Annotated in this window: 13 protein-coding genes; 4 read left to right on the plus strand and 9 right to left on the minus strand. The window is 69.4% G+C overall.

Going from position 1 to position 13,677, the window contains the following annotated elements:
- Positions 1–8: 8 nt before the first annotated feature.
- The 6 genes from MFF01_RS03880 to MFF01_RS03905 form a co-directional block, all read right to left on the minus strand.
- Positions 9–1,148 carry a Re/Si-specific NAD(P)(+) transhydrogenase subunit alpha gene (locus MFF01_RS03880; RefSeq protein ID WP_238222212.1) on the minus strand — a complete coding sequence of 380 codons (1,140 nt, stop codon included), beginning with the start codon at positions 1,146–1,148 and terminating at the stop codon, positions 9–11.
- A 117-nt stretch (positions 1,149–1,265) separates the two neighbouring features.
- Positions 1,266–1,559 (minus strand): aa3-type cytochrome c oxidase subunit IV, encoded by a 294-nt coding sequence (locus tag MFF01_RS03885; protein WP_238222213.1) that lies wholly within the window; start codon positions 1,557–1,559, stop codon positions 1,266–1,268.
- Between the two features lie 143 nt (positions 1,560–1,702).
- Positions 1,703–3,067 carry an ABC1 kinase family protein gene (locus MFF01_RS03890; protein WP_238222214.1) on the minus strand — a complete coding sequence of 455 codons (1,365 nt, stop codon included), beginning with the start codon at positions 3,065–3,067 and terminating at the stop codon, positions 1,703–1,705.
- A gap of 130 nt (positions 3,068–3,197) precedes the next feature.
- Positions 3,198–3,584 (minus strand): type II toxin-antitoxin system death-on-curing family toxin, encoded by a 387-nt coding sequence (locus MFF01_RS03895; RefSeq protein WP_238222215.1) that lies wholly within the window; start codon positions 3,582–3,584, stop codon positions 3,198–3,200.
- Entirely contained in the window at positions 3,581–3,805 is a 225-nt protein-coding gene (locus tag MFF01_RS03900) for an AbrB/MazE/SpoVT family DNA-binding domain-containing protein (protein ID WP_238222216.1), read from the minus strand. Before MFF01_RS03900 ends, MFF01_RS03895 begins: the two co-directional genes overlap by 4 nt.
- 60 nt (positions 3,806–3,865) lie before the next feature.
- Positions 3,866–5,740, minus strand: coding sequence for a M3 family oligoendopeptidase (locus MFF01_RS03905; RefSeq protein ID WP_238222217.1), 1,875 nt, complete (start codon positions 5,738–5,740; stop codon positions 3,866–3,868).
- 272 nt (positions 5,741–6,012) lie between these two features.
- On the opposite strand from MFF01_RS03905, the gene MFF01_RS03910 reads away from it, so the two are divergent.
- From MFF01_RS03910 to MFF01_RS03920, 3 genes are all read left to right on the plus strand, one after another.
- On the plus strand, positions 6,013–7,503 hold the full coding sequence (locus MFF01_RS03910; RefSeq protein WP_238222219.1) for a sigma-54-dependent transcriptional regulator: 1,491 nt from the start codon (positions 6,013–6,015) through the stop codon (positions 7,501–7,503).
- Between the two features lie 113 nt (positions 7,504–7,616).
- On the plus strand, positions 7,617–9,650 hold the full coding sequence (locus MFF01_RS03915; protein WP_238222221.1) for a L,D-transpeptidase family protein: 2,034 nt from the start codon (positions 7,617–7,619) through the stop codon (positions 9,648–9,650).
- Positions 9,651–9,913: 263 nt separating this feature from the next.
- Entirely contained in the window at positions 9,914–11,437 is a 1,524-nt protein-coding gene (locus MFF01_RS03920; RefSeq protein WP_238222222.1) for a peptidoglycan L,D-endopeptidase MepK, read from the plus strand.
- Between the two features lie 124 nt (positions 11,438–11,561).
- Here the strand turns inward: MFF01_RS03920 and MFF01_RS03925 are convergent, their stop codons facing one another.
- Complete coding sequence (locus tag MFF01_RS03925) at positions 11,562–11,828, minus strand: DUF2312 domain-containing protein (RefSeq protein ID WP_056096607.1); 267 nt, start codon at positions 11,826–11,828, stop codon at positions 11,562–11,564.
- A gap of 165 nt (positions 11,829–11,993) precedes the next feature.
- Positions 11,994–12,335 (minus strand): DUF1244 domain-containing protein, encoded by a 342-nt coding sequence (locus tag MFF01_RS03930; RefSeq protein ID WP_238222223.1) that lies wholly within the window; start codon positions 12,333–12,335, stop codon positions 11,994–11,996.
- A 217-nt stretch (positions 12,336–12,552) separates the two neighbouring features.
- Between MFF01_RS03930 and MFF01_RS03935 the strand changes: the two genes are divergently transcribed.
- Positions 12,553–12,825 (plus strand): hypothetical protein, encoded by a 273-nt coding sequence (locus MFF01_RS03935; protein ID WP_238222227.1) that lies wholly within the window; start codon positions 12,553–12,555, stop codon positions 12,823–12,825.
- Positions 12,826–12,904: 79 nt separating this feature from the next.
- Here MFF01_RS03935 and MFF01_RS03940 read toward each other — a convergent pair whose 3' ends face one another.
- Positions 12,905–13,642, minus strand: coding sequence for an N-formylglutamate amidohydrolase (locus tag MFF01_RS03940; RefSeq protein WP_238222228.1), 738 nt, complete (start codon positions 13,640–13,642; stop codon positions 12,905–12,907).
- Positions 13,643–13,677: the final 35 nt, after the last annotated feature.

Genomic DNA, 13,677 nt, shown 5'->3' on the forward strand with positions numbered 1-13,677 from the left:
CGGCGAAATCAGGATTGAGTCTGGAAGGCGGGGTGAACGACCTGGCCGTCATGGGTCAGGTTCGTCGCCTTGACGAGTTCGTCGTCCCGCTTCACCGCCAGGGACTTCGTCTCCTTGTCGATCAACGTTTCGACGAAGGCGTAGAGGTTGCGCGCGTAGAGGTTCGACGCCGTGGCGGCGAGGCGCCCGGGCACGTTGAGGTGGCCGACGATCTTCACGCCGTGATCCGTGGTGACGATCTCGCCGGCCTTGGCACCCTCGACGTTGCCGCCGCGCTCCACCGCAAGATCGATGAGCACCGAGCCGGGCTTCATGGTCGCGACCATGTCGGCGGAGACGAGCTGCGGGGCCGGACGGCCGGGGATGAGGGCCGTGGTGATGACGATGTCCTGCTTGGCGATGTGGGTCGCCACGAGCTCGGCCTGCTTCTTCTTGTACTCCGCCGACATCTCTTTGGCGTAGCCGCCCGAGGTCTCGGCCTGCTTGAATTCCTCGTCCTCAACCGCCACGAACTTGGCGCCGAGGGACTCGACCTGTTCCTTGGTGGCGGGGCGCACGTCGGTGGCAGTGACCACGGCGCCCATGCGGCGGGCGGTGGCGATGGCCTGGAGGCCGGCGACGCCGACGCCCATCACGAAGACGCGGGCGGCCGGCACGGTGCCGGCGGCGGTCATCATCATCGGCATGGCGCGACCGTATTCGGCGGCACCGTCGACCACCGCGCGGTAGCCGGCGAGGTTGGCCTGCGAGGACAGCACGTCCATCACCTGCGCGCGGGTGATGCGGGGCATCAGCTCCATGGCGAAGGTGTCGATGCCGGCCTGAGCCAGGGCGCCAAGGGCCTCCTCGTTGCCGTAGGGGTCCATGATGGCGATGACGGTGGCGCCGCGCTTCAGGAGGCCGATCTCGTCGGCCATCGGGCGGCGAACCTTGAGGACGAGGTCGGCGTCCCCGGCCGCATCGGCGGCCGAGCTGGCGATGGTGGCGCCCGCCGCCGCGTAATCCGCATCCGGCACGCCGGCCTTGAGGCCGGCCCCGGACTGAACGGTGACATCGGCGCCGAGACCGATGAACTTCTTGACCGTTTCGGGCACCGCCGCGACCCGCGGTTCAGCCGGATCCGACTCTGTCAGGACAGCGATGCGCATTCAGGAAGTCCCCCTCGGCCACCCTTCGGGGTCGCCGTAAATCGACAGGAATATAGAGCCTCTACGCTGGTATGCCAGCGTCCCGAGGCTACGTCACGCCAACAAGAGGCAAAGCCGTCAGGCGAAGAAGAGATACAGCAGCAGCAGCACGGCGACCGCCGCGGGCGCCTTCCAGCTCACGGCTGGCGCGAGGGCACCGAGGGCCCCGGCCGCACCGGAGATGATGACGGCGAGGATCGCGGTCATCCAAGCCTCGTGGATGCCGCCGACAGCGAGGGCGAGCACCCAGCAGATGACGACGCTGGTGCCGATCTCGACGAAACGAACGAAGCCGCGATAGGTCTGTTCGTGAGTCTTCTCATCCATGGCCGGGCTGTACTGCACGCCGGACGCGGTCTTCAAACTGGCCATCTCAGGGTCGTCCCCATGGTGTTGTCTTGGTTTGTTCCAAGGGGATTTAGCGCATGCCCCGGCCCCCCGCAATCAGCATGCGTGCCATGCAAAGGCCACGAAGGAAATTTTGTCACGCCGGGCGGGAGGCGGCCCAACAGTCGTCACGCAGGCAGGGCGAGGCCCGCTCGGGTAAGGGCCTCACCTTGCCGGGTTTCAAGATCGGCGAGGGAGAAGCGCTCGATCTCGGCCTCGAACAGGCGGTGGTAGTTCAGCTCCGAGCGCAAGTGGAGGAACACCGCCCCAAGGCCGACGGCGGCACGGTCCATGAACACGAATTCCTGCGGCACGGTCACGGGTCCGCGTGCCTTCAGGGCCTGATGCACTTCGAAGGCCTGCCGCCGTCCATAATCGCCGGGCTTGACCCCGTCGGCCACCGTGCGGGTGCGGTCCTCCAGGATTGGGCCGTAGATGAAGCGCGCCCAGATATTGAGGATCTCGATGAGTTCCTTGTTGAGGTTCTTGAAGCCCCAGACCTCGTAGGCGTGGACGATTCGCGCCGTGTCGTTCTCGAGAAGCCCGCGATAGAGGTCGACCACGCCACCGACGAAGCGGGGATGGAAGATGCGCACGCAGCCGTAGTCGAGGAGGTTGATGCCCTGCGCCTCGCCGCCTTCCGAGAACACCGTGTAGTTGCCAAGATGCGGGTCGCCGTGGATCACGGCGGCGCGGCTGAACGGATGCCACCACGCCTTGAACATCGCCCGTGCCAGTCGGTTGCGGACCTCGAGGGGGGATTGCGAAAAGTTCAGGATGCGCTCGCCTTCGAGCCAGCCCAAGCTCAGGAGACGCTTCGTCGAGAGGTCGTGGTGGATGTCGGGCACCCGCACCTCGGGCACGTCGCGCAGGACGTTGCCATAGAGCAGCGCGTGCTTGGCCTCGCGGGCGTAGTCGAGTTCCTCGCGCACCCGGGCGCCAATTTCCTTTGCGATCTCACGGGTATCGAGCCAGGAGCTCATGCGTCGGTGGAGGGCGAAGGCCACCTCCAGTTGCTTGAGATCCGCCTCCACGGCCGACTGCATGTCGGGATACTGAAGCTTGCAGGCGAGCGCCGTCCCGTCGAGGGCGGTCGCCCGGTGGACCTGGCCGAGGGACGCCGCCGCCGCCGGCTTCAGGTCGAAATCACGGAACCGGGTCTGCCAGTCGGCGCCGAGTTCGGCCATCATCCGGCGCTTAACGAAGGCCGCCCCCATGGGGGGCGCATCGGCCTGGAGTTTCTGCAGCTCCGCGGCGTATTCGGGCGGCAGCAAATCTGGAACCGTGGCAAGGAGTTGCGCCACCTTCATAATCGGACCCTTGAGGCCGCCGAGCGCCTGGGCCAGGGCCGCCGCGTTGGTGGGGGCCTCCTTGCCGCCGAACAGCCGGGCACCGGCCATGCGGGCCGCGACCCCACCGACATTGGCGCCGACGCGGGCATAGCGGCTGGCGCGCGCGGAGAAGCGGTTGGCTTCGCTGTCGTGATCGGCCATCGGGCTGTTCGAATCTCGCGGGGGCTTCAAATCCCGGTTGCGGAGGCGTCCCCAACCGATGCTCCCGCCTGAGATAAGCCTGCCCACGCCCCCTGCCAGGGCGCTGCGCCGTTGCGGCGCGGGCGGGGTGTCAGGCGGCGGGCCAGTTGTCGCGGATCCAGCGCAGCAAGCCAGCCTCCTCGACCTCACCCGCCGCCAACGCGCGGATGACCAGAGTCGCCTCGGCTTGCGCAGGCTTGAAGGGAATGCCGTTCAATCGGAGGAGCGCCACCATGGCAACGAAGGCGATCCGCTTGTTGCCGTCGACGAAGGCGTGGTTGCGCGCGAGGCCGAATGCGTAGGCCGCCGCCAAAGCGGCGAAATCCCCGTCCTCGTAGCGCCACGTGTTGATCGGTCGTGCGAGGGCCGATTCAAGGGCGTTCTCATCGCGTAGGCCGGGCGGCCCGCCGAAGCGAACGAGCTGCCGCTCGTGGCCGATCATAACCTCCTGAGATGTCAGCCAACGGGGCTCACTCATTGTGCGAGCGCCCGCAGGGTATCCTTGTACTCGTCCATGATGTCATCGACGATGGCCATCGCCTTGTCGAAATCGGGATCGTAGGGCGTCAGACGCACACCGCCGTCAGGCAACTCCGTGACGTGAAGCCACTGTCCCTGCTGGAGATTGAGCTTCGTGAGCAGATCCTTCGGCAGGATCAACCCGGTGGAGTTGCCGATCTTCTTGACTTCAAGCTTCATGGCGAGCCTCCTTCCGTTGTACGCAATGTACAACGGAAGGTGCGTTCGGCCAAACTTTGCTCAGCCCTCCATCGCTTCCAGTTCCGCGATCATCCCCTCGATCATGGTGAGGCCGATCTGCCAGAAGCCCGGATCGCGGGCATCGAGGCCGAATGGAGCCAGCAATTCGCCGTAGGGCTTGGCGCCGCCGGCCGAGAGCAAGGCGAAGTAGCGCTCGACGAAGCCATCCTCGGCGCGGGCATAGACCCCGTAGAGGGAGTTCACGAGGCAATCGCCGAAGGCGTAGGCGTAGACGTAGAACGGCGAGTGGATGAAGTGCGGGATATAGGCCCAGAACGGCTCGTAGCCGGCATCCAGCGCGATGGCCGGCCCGAGGCTCTCGGCCTGCACGGACATCCACAGGGCGTTGATCGCCTCCGCTGTGAGTTCGCCCTCGGCACGGGCGAGGTGGACCTTGCGCTCGAAGGCGTAGAACGCGATCTGGCGCACCACCGTGTTGATCATGTCCTCGACCTTGGCGGCGAGCATCGCCCGGCGCTGGGTGGTGTTCGTGGTGGCGGCGAGCAGGCGACGGAAGGTCAGCATCTCGCCGAACACGCTCGCGGTTTCGGCGAGCGTCAGGGGCGTCGGCGCCATCAGGGCGCCGTTGGGGCCGGCAAGCACCTGATGCACCCCGTGGCCGAGTTCGTGCGCGAGGGTCATCACGTCGCGCGGCTTGCCCTGGTAGTTCACCAGAACGTAGGGGTGGGCCGACGGCACCGTCGGATGGGCGAAGGCGCCGGGCGCCTTGCCGGGGCGGGTCGGCGCGTCGATCCAATTACGGTCGAAGAACGTGCGGGCGATGTCCGCCATGCGGGGCGAGAACGCGCCGTAGGCATCGAGCACCGTGTCGCGGGCCTCCGTCCACGGAATCGTGCGCTGCTCGACCTTCGGCAGGGGCGCGTTGCGGTCCCAGTACGGCAGGGCCTCGACCCCGAACCACTTCGCCTTGAGCCGGTAATAGCGGTGCGACAGGCGCGGATAAGCCGCCTGCACGGCCGCCACCAGGGCGTCGACCACCTCAGGCTCGACGCGGTTCGAGAGGTGGCGGGATTCGGCGACATCCGTGAAGCCGCGCCAGCGGTCGTTGATCTCCTTGTCCTTGGCCAACGTGTTGGTGATGAGCGTGAAGGTGCGCAGATTCGCCCGGAAGACATCGCCCAGTGCCCCGGCCGCCTCCTTGCGCACGGCCCCGTCCGGGTCCTGCAGGCGGTTGAGGGTCGGCTCCAGGGTGAGCTGCTCGCCCTGCACGGGGAACCGCAGGGCCGCGATGGTACCGTCGAACAGGCGGTTCCAGGCCGAGCGGCCGGTCACCGACTTCTCGAGGAAAAGCTTTTCCGTGCGGTCGTCGAGCTGGAACGGCTTCTCGCGGCGCAGGTCCTCGAGCCAGGGGGCGTAGGCGGCGAGCGGCCCGTCCGCCATGGCGGCGTCCAGGGCGGCGTCGTCGATGCGGTTGAGCTCGAGGCCGAAGAACAGGAGGTGGGCGGAGGCCGTGGTGAGGCGCTCCTGGGTGTCGCCGTAGAACTTTTCGCGAGCCTCGTCGGTGGTGTCGCCCGAGTAGACGAGGCCGGCGAACGACATCAGGCGCCCGAGGAGATCCTCGATGCCCTCGTAATCCCGCACCGCCTCGGCGAGGTGCGCCGAGGCGTCGGGCCCGGTGGCGAGGTCGGCGAGGCGGCCGGCGAAGCGCTCGGAGAATTCGCGGCAGACGGTCTCTGCGCGGGCGAGGTCGGCGCGGAAATCGGGGGCGTTGATGCCGGAATAGAGGTCGCCGAGATCCCATTCGGGCAGGGCGCCGAGGTCGGCCGCGTGGGCGGCGGCCCGGGCGGCGCTGGCACCGTCTGGAGTGGCGACGAGGCCCGCGCGGAGGGCATGGGCGACGGCTCGGCTCGGCATGATGGGCTGCTTCCTGGGGGCACGGTCCGGGGACACGGCACGCGGGCGCCGTGGGCCGTGATATCGAGCGGGCGGCGTCCGCGATCAACCGCCCCGCGCGCGAAACCCGTGGGTGCGGCGTCGACGGCGCGGACCTCGGGAGATTCGGATCGTCGTTAAGCGCGGCTTTACGCTCTTGGGGCACCCTGCGGCTCGAAACGAAACAGTCCGGCGCCGTGTCACGAGCCCCCCTCGCGGCGCGGCCGCCCCCCTTCGAGACCCAGGCGTAACTCATGTCGACAACGGTTCTCATCGTCGACGACGATCCCGTGCAGCGCCGCCTCGCCGAGGCGATGGTGCGCCGGCTCGGGTTCGACGCGAAGGTCGCCGACAGCGGCACCGATGGTCTCGCCGCCCTGCGCTCGGGCGAATCCATCGACGTGATGCTCCTCGACCTCGTCATGCCCGGGGGCCTCGACGGCCTCGGCGTCATGGCGGAAATGCGCAAGTCCGGCCTCGATGTGCCCGTCATCGTCCAGACCGCCAACGGCTCCATCGATGCCGTCGTCACGGCCATGCGGGCGGGCGCCGTCGATTTCGTGGTGAAGCCCGCCGGCGCCGAGCGCCTGCAGGTTTCCATCAAGAACGCCCTCAAGGTCGATCACCTCGAGGAGGAGGTCCGCCGCATGCGCCGGCGTGCTTCCGGCTCTCTCACCTTCAAGGACCTCACCTCGAAGAGCCCCGACATGGAGCGGGTGACGCGGCTGGCCGAGCGCTCGGCCCGCTCGAACATCCCCGTCCTCATCGAGGGCGAGTCCGGGGTCGGCAAGGAGGTGCTCGCCCGTGCCATCCAGGGCTCGGGCGACCGGCGCGGCAAGGCGTTCGTCACCGTCAATTGCGGGGCGATCCCCGACAACCTCGTGGAATCGACCCTGTTCGGCCACGAGAAGGGGGCGTTCACGGGCGCCACCGAACGCCACATGGGCAAGTTCGTCGAGGCGTCGGGCGGCACGCTGTTCCTCGACGAGATCGGCGAACTGCCCCTCGACGCGCAGGTGAAGCTCCTGCGGGCCCTGCAGGAGGGCGAGGTCGACCCCGTGGGCGCCAAGCGCAGCGTGCGGGTGGACATCCGCCTCATCTCGGCGACGAACCGCTCGCTCCTCGATCTGGTGAAGCAGGGCCGGTTCCGCGAGGACCTGTATTACCGCCTCAACGTCTTCCCCATGACCCTGCCGCCGCTTCGCGCGCGCCGCGAGGACATTCCCGATCTCGTGCGGTCGTTCTGTGCCCGGTTCGCGGCCGAAGAAGGCAAGAAGGTCCGGGCCGTCACCCCCGAGGCCATGGCGCTCCTCACCCGCTACGGTTGGCCCGGCAACGTGCGCCAGCTCGAGAACGCCCTGTTCCGCGCCGTGGTGCTCGCCGACGGGGACGAACTCACCGTGACGGAGTTCCCGCAGATCGCCGCCCAGGTCGAGGGTTTCGACGTGCGGATTCCGGCGGCTCCCATGCAGCCCCTGGTCCAGGTCGGCGCCCTCGAACCCGTGCGCGAGATCGTCCGGGTCGAGGTGCGCGATCCCCACGGCATGAGCCTCGTCGCCGAGGAGACCGGCGAGATGAAGACCATGGATGCCCTCGAGGCCGAGATCATCCGCTTCGCCCTGCAATTCTACCGGGGACGGATGTCGGAGGTGTCGCGCCGCCTCGGAATCGGCCGATCCACCCTCTACCGTAAGCTCAAGGATCTCGGCCTCGACGGCGACGACAAGGCCGAGGAAGCCGCCTGAGGGCGAACAGCCGGGCCCGCCCCCTTTTGGGGCGTGCCGTTGCGCACCCGGCGCGCGAGTCGATATCGTTAACTCAGCCGATCGGCGCCCGCCGATCTCGAGGAGCTGCATCCATGGGCGTCACGCGCTCCGCCTCCGTCGCCCTGTCGGCCCTCGTTGCGGGCTGCATCGGATACGCCGCCCATGCCGAGGTCGCCGAAGCCCCGCCGGCCCGGCCGGAAGTGTCATCGGAGCGGACCGACGCATCCGTGGTGCAGAAGGCCTCCGTCGATCCGGCAACCCCGGAGGCGCCGAAACCCGTCCCCGTGATGCCGCCGTCTCCACCCGAGGCGGCTGCTCCGGCGCCTGAGGCGACCCCCGCCCCCGTCGCCGAGGCGCCCGCCTCGCCGCCGGTGCCGAGCGACCCGCTGGGGGCCGCCGTCGCGGCGCGTTTGGCCGACCCCGCCCCCTTGCTCGCCCGCCTCACTACGAAGGATCGCGAGGCGATCCAGGCGTTCTATGCCCTTGGCGCCTTCAAGCCGGCCTGGATCGTCGACGGCGCCTATACGGTGGCCGCCAAGGCGGCCGGGGCACGTCTCGCCGCCGCCGGCGAGGACGGCCTCAAGGCGGCCGCCTATCCGGTGCCGGTGCTGGGCACCCAACCCCTCACCGAGGCGCAGGTGGCCGAGGCCGAGCTCAAGCTCTCGGCGGCGGTGGTTCTGTATGCCCGCGACGCCCGGGGCGGGCGCATCCACCTGCCGAGCCTGTCCCGCCTCATCACGCCGACCCTCGACCTGCCCGCCGCCGACGCGGTGCTCGGCCGGATCGCCCCGGCGGGCGCGCAGGCCGGGGCGCTGCTCCAGTCCTACAACCCGTCCCAGGCCGGCTACCTCGCCCTGAAGGCCCGTCTCGCCGCCGCCCGGGGTGGCCATGGCGGCGGCGCCGAGCCCACGGTGCAGCTTCCCGCCGGACCGGTGCTCAAGGTCGGCATGCAGGACCCACGGGTGCCGGCCCTGCGCACCCGCTTCGATCTGCCGATCCGCAGCGCCGGGACCCTCGACGCCGCGCCGGGCGAACCCGATGCCTACGATGCCGCCGTCTCGGCTGCCGTCGCCGGCTTCCAGCGTCGCCGGGGCCTGCCCGCCACCGGCACCCTCACCCACCAGACCGTGGCGGCCCTCGGCCGCCCCGATGCCGCGCCCTCCTCCGACGACGAGGCCGCCCTCATCGTCAACATGGAGCGCTGGCGCTGGCTCCCGGCCGACCTCGGGCGTGACTACGTGATGGTGAACATCCCCGAATTCCAGGTCCGGGTGATCAAGGATGGCCGAAAGCGCGACGAAGCCCGCGTCATCGTCGGCAAGGTCGAGAGCCCGACGCCGATCTTCTCGGGGCTGATGGAATACGCCGTCGTCAATCCGTCCTGGAACGTGCCGCCCTCGATCCTGAAGAACGAGTTCCTGCCGGGCCTCGCCCGCGACCCGAACTACGCGGCACGGCGCGGCTACGAGGTGGTCTACCGCAACGGCAACGTCTCGGTCCGCCAGCCGCCGGGCGAGCGCAACGCGCTGGGCTTCATCAAGTTCATGTTCCCCAACAACCACGCGGTCTACCTGCACGACACGCCCAACCGGACGCTGTTCTCGTCGTCGCGCCGGGCGCTCAGCCACGGCTGCGTGCGAGTGGACGACCCCTTCCGTTTCGCCGACGCGGTCCTGCCCGACGCCTGGTCGGGCGAGCGACTGAAGAAGCTCATCGGTAAGGGCGAGCGCACCGTGCGCCTCGCCGAGAAGCTGCCGGTGCATCTGGCCTACTTCACGGCGTACGTGGACGATGCGGGCGTGTTCCGCACCCTGCCGGATCTTTACGGCTACGACGCTCGCATGAAGGTCGCCCTCGGCCTCGCGCCCGGCACCCTGCTGGTGGCCAAAGCCCCGGGGCCGAAGATTCCCGGCCCCAAGATCTCCGGCCAAAACCCAGCGCCGCGGCTCGCCGCGCCCGATGTGTCGCCGAAGCCGCGCGCCGCTGAGGCCCGGCGCAGGCCTGTGCGCGAGGTGCAGGCCGGGGAGCCGAGGCCCGCCCGCACCGCCGCCCGTCCGCCGGCGGAGTTCGGCTCGCCCGGCCTGTGGGAGCCGATGCCGCCGCGTCCCTCCGCCGGCTGGTGGTAGGCCCAGCCGAGCAAGCGCACGGCTTGGTTGAACGAGACTGAATGAGCACACGGCTCGGTCACGGATACGTGATGGGGACAACATCCCGTCGTGCGCCCGCACACGGCGGGGCACGATTTCGCCACGGTTGGATCTTAGCCATAAGGTGACTCAACCGGTGAACTGCCGAGGCCCCGATAACCGGACGTTTACGGTTTTCGGCAACCTTGCGTTCACCACGATCCGACGCGGCAGGCGGGATCTGGCGAGAGGGTAAGGCCATCGTGCGTCAGTTCCTGCGACACGGACCACGGCCGGGGTCCCCACAGCCGCGTCTGCGACGGGCGGCCATCGCCACCTCGGGCATCGTGCTCGCCCTCATCGCCGGCACGCGCGGCACACAGGATGCCGCGGCCAATGGCGACACCCGCACCCTCTCGATCTTCCATAGCCACACAAAGGAAAGCCTAACCGTCACGTTCAAGCGCGACGGCCGCTACGACCGTGCCGCCCTGGAGCAGCTGAATTGGCTCCTGCGCGACTGGCGGGTCGACGAGCCGACCAAGATGGACCCGCGCCTGTTCGACACCGTGTGGGAGGCCTACCGCTCCGTCGGCTCGCAGGAGCCCATCACCGTGGTCTCGGCCTATCGCTCGCCCGGCACCAACGCCATGTTGCGGCGGCGCTCGAAGATGGTGGCCGAGTACAGCCAGCACATGCTCGGCAAGGCGATGGATTTCTACCTGCCCGACGTCTCCATCGATCAGATCCGCGCCGTGGGCATGCGGATGCAGCGCGGCGGCGTCGGCTGGTATCCCCGCGCCGGCTCGCCCTTCGTCCACCTCGACGTCGGCTCCGTGCGCTCCTGGCCGCGCATGACCCACGACCAGCTCGCCCGCCTGTTCCCTGACGGCAAGACCGTCCACCTACCTTCCGACAACCGGCCCCTATCCGGCTACGAACTCGCCCGCGCCGAGGTGCTGGCCCGCGGCGGTACCGTGCTCGGCATCACCCAGGTGGCGCAGGTGGAGGAGGACGAGGGCCCGAGCATCCGGGGCTTCTTCGCCAGCCTGTTCGGCGGCGGCAGCAGCAGCGAGACGCCCGCTCCGGCCCCCGTCCCCGTGGCGCGGACCCGCGCCAAGCCCACCGTGGTGGTGGCGAGCGCCGACCCCGACGACCAGACCGGTGCCCGCGCGGCCCTCGCCTACGCTGCCCCAGCAGCGGGCGACACCCTCAAGTCGGCGCTGCTGCGCCGCGACGGGCGCGACGCCCGCAGCCTCCTCACCGCCGAGCCGGCCGGCGCCCCCGAGACGGGTAAGGCGGCGGACCTCGCGCCGTCCGAGGCCCTGCCCTCCCTCGAAATTCCCTTGCCTCCCCGCCGCCCGTCCGAACTCGCTGCCGTGGCTGCCGCCCTCGCCATGCCCCTGCCCCCGCCGCGCCCCTCGATCCAGGTCGCGGGCCTCGGCGCGGCCGGAATGGCGAATCTCGGTTCCGTGCCCGCCTCGGCTCCAAGCCCCGCCCCGGCTCCGAGCCCTGTCACGGCCCGGCTCGTTCCGGCTGGAGCCGATCCCAAGCTCCAGCTCCGCGCCCTGTTCGCTGCCGCCGCGCAAGGGGTGTCCGAGCCGGCGAGCCGTTCGGTGCCCGTGCGTGTCGCCGTTACCAAGGCCAAGCTCGACGGCGCCCCCGCCGGAAGCCTCACCCAACCGGCGGCCGTGGCCACCCGCTTCTCCGCCCGGGCGCCGGGGGACGACCTCGCCGCCGGCCGGTTCTCGGGTTCGGCCACCCGACCGGTGCCGGGCGCGCGCTGACGCCCGTCCCACACGGGAAAAAACCACGAAGGCCGCGGCAGGGATGCCGCGGCCTTCGTGGTTTCGCGAGGCGCGGTCCCCACCGGGGAGCCGCGTGTGATGAGGAGGGCCGGCGGCGGCCGGATCACACCATGCCGAGCGCCTGCATGTAGAGTTCGAGGATGGCTTCCTCCTCCTGGCGCTCGGCGTGGTCTTTCTTGCGCAGGGAAATGATCTTGCGCAGGGCCTTCACGTCGAAGCCCGTGCCCTTGGCCTCCGCGTAGACGTCCTTGATGTCCGAGGCGAGGCCGGCCTTCTCCTCTTCCAGGCGCTCGATGCGCTCGATGAAGCTCTTGAGCTGGTCGGCGGCGACGGATGAAGCATCGACGGCGGGTGCGGCGGAAGCGGCCATGGTCGTCACGATCCCTGATTGGCGAGGCGCATTCCGGAGAATGCGCCGGAACCGCTTCACTAAGCGTTCAAGCTTACCGGGTTGTTACAGCCTCCAGCGGGGGCTTGCCGGTGGCCTTAAGCTTTTGTTCCTGAACGGGCTTTCGCCGGTCCCCCAAGGACAGTCTCAGTGCGGCTCCGCCGCCGCCTTGGCGAAGGCCGCCTGCTGGTCCGGGGTGGCCTCGGACTGGTGCAGGCGCTTCCAGTCGGCGTAGGGCATGCCGTAGACGGCCTCGCGGCTCGCGTCCTTGGTGAGGGACACGCCCTTGGCGTCGGCGGCGTCCTTGAGCCAGTTCGACAGGCAGTTGCGGCAGAACCCGGCCAGATTCATCAGATCGATGTTCTGCACGTCCGTGCGTCCCTGCAGGTGGGAGACGAGGCGGCGGAACACGGCGGCCTCGAGTTCCGTGCGCGTGGCGGCGTCGAGTCCGGTCGTGTCGATATCGGTCGTGGTGCTGATGTTGGTCATGGCCATGTCCTCGGCGTGATGCGGCAACCCCTGTGACAGGTCGGATCGAAACACGCGCCGTCAAGCGCCGACGCCGATTCGGATTCGTCGGGCCTGCGCCAGGTCGAGTGCCAAACCGCACGACATTTAGCCCAGGGCAAGCCTACATCGGTCTTACACAAGAACTCACGGCCCACCGCCCGATGACGGAGACCGCGATACTGAAAGGGACTACATCATGACCATCCGTCTTGCTTCCGCTGTTGCTGCTGCCGTCTTGGGCCTGGGCGCGATTGCTTCCCCGGTAATGGCCCAGAGCTACACCGCTCCCGCCGGTGTGCCGGCCTATGCGGCGCCGGGCTACGCCGCCGGTCACGCCCTCGACGACGATGCGTTGACCACCGGCTCCATCGCCCCACGCCGGAATGACGCCTCCGCCAAGGAAGGCAATGCCGAGCAGAACAGCTTTCCCGTCTGGCAGTACGGCCGCACCTCGGGCGGCACGCGTTAAGCCGGAAGCGCAGATCAGGATCGACTGGACGGCGGGGTGGGAGCCCCGCCGTTTTCGTGTGGGCGTCCGAGTTGTCGGGTCAGGGCAGCATCGGCCGCAGGAGCCGGGCGAAGCGCTCCGCCCATTCGATCTGGCCGGTCTCCTCCGCGATGAGATCCTGGCGGATCTCCACCAGGGCGTTCCGCAGGCCGCGCGAGATGGCATGCCGGTCGATGGTGTCGCCGGGGAGCCCCCCGCCGTAGGGCTCGTTGTCGCCCACCGTCAGGCCGTCGGGATCGGCCCGCAGGCCGGCGATGAGAGGGGCGCTCATGCGGTCGTCCCGGTCCCACAGGATGCCGACGTGCCAGGGGCGCGCCACTGTGCGCCAGTACGGCGTGAAGCTGTGCATGGTGAGAATCGCCGGCGGAACGCCCGTCGCCTCGGCTGCCGCCACGTGGGCGTCGATGGCGGCGTCGAAGGGGGCGTAGAACCGGCGGATGCGCTCCAGCTTGCCCGCCTCGTCGATGCGGGCATTGCCCGGCACGATGGCACCGTCGGAGAGACGCATCACCAGGGTCGGATCGGCCCGTCCGCGGTTCGGGTCGATGATGAGCCGCGAGAACCGGGTGAGGATCGCGGGCGCGCCGAGGAGGGCGGCGAGATGCCGGGTCACGGCCGCCGCGCCGATGTCGTAGGCGATGTGGCGGGCGAATTCGTGGTCCGGCACCCCGAGGCGGGCGAGGTCGTCGGGCACGTGGTTCGAGGCATGGTCGCAGACGAGGAGCAGACCCCGGGCCGGATCGCCCGGAATGGTCTCGACGGGATGGGGTGGCAGCATGGGCGGCGGCGTCCTGGGGCTCGGGCGGGACCGTG

It is taken from the genome of Methylobacterium adhaesivum, assembly GCF_022179065.1.
Taxonomy (GTDB): Bacteria; Pseudomonadota; Alphaproteobacteria; order Rhizobiales; family Beijerinckiaceae; genus Methylobacterium; species Methylobacterium adhaesivum.

What these genes read in the sequence shown, in the direction of transcription:
- MFF01_RS03880 (WP_238222212.1), bottom strand. Translation starts at nt 1,148, where the DNA reads ATGCGCATCGCTGTCCTGACAGAGTCGGATCCGGCTGAACCGCGGGTC.
- MFF01_RS03885 (WP_238222213.1), bottom strand. Translation starts at nt 1,559, where the DNA reads ATGGCCAGTTTGAAGACCGCGTCCGGCGTGCAGTACAGCCCGGCCATG.
- MFF01_RS03890 (WP_238222214.1), bottom strand. Translation starts at nt 3,067, where the DNA reads ATGGCCGATCACGACAGCGAAGCCAACCGCTTCTCCGCGCGCGCCAGC.
- MFF01_RS03895 (WP_238222215.1), bottom strand. Translation starts at nt 3,584, where the DNA reads ATGAGTGAGCCCCGTTGGCTGACATCTCAGGAGGTTATGATCGGCCAC.
- MFF01_RS03900 (WP_238222216.1), bottom strand. Translation starts at nt 3,805, where the DNA reads ATGAAGCTTGAAGTCAAGAAGATCGGCAACTCCACCGGGTTGATCCTG.
- MFF01_RS03905 (WP_238222217.1), bottom strand. Translation starts at nt 5,740, where the DNA reads ATGCCGAGCCGAGCCGTCGCCCATGCCCTCCGCGCGGGCCTCGTCGCC.
- MFF01_RS03910 (WP_238222219.1), top strand. Translation starts at nt 6,013, where the DNA reads ATGTCGACAACGGTTCTCATCGTCGACGACGATCCCGTGCAGCGCCGC.
- MFF01_RS03915 (WP_238222221.1), top strand. Translation starts at nt 7,617, where the DNA reads ATGGGCGTCACGCGCTCCGCCTCCGTCGCCCTGTCGGCCCTCGTTGCG.
- MFF01_RS03925 (WP_056096607.1), bottom strand. Translation starts at nt 11,828, where the DNA reads ATGGCCGCTTCCGCCGCACCCGCCGTCGATGCTTCATCCGTCGCCGCC.
- MFF01_RS03930 (WP_238222223.1), bottom strand. Translation starts at nt 12,335, where the DNA reads ATGACCAACATCAGCACCACGACCGATATCGACACGACCGGACTCGAC.
- MFF01_RS03935 (WP_238222227.1), top strand. Translation starts at nt 12,553, where the DNA reads ATGACCATCCGTCTTGCTTCCGCTGTTGCTGCTGCCGTCTTGGGCCTG.
- MFF01_RS03940 (WP_238222228.1), bottom strand. Translation starts at nt 13,642, where the DNA reads ATGCTGCCACCCCATCCCGTCGAGACCATTCCGGGCGATCCGGCCCGG.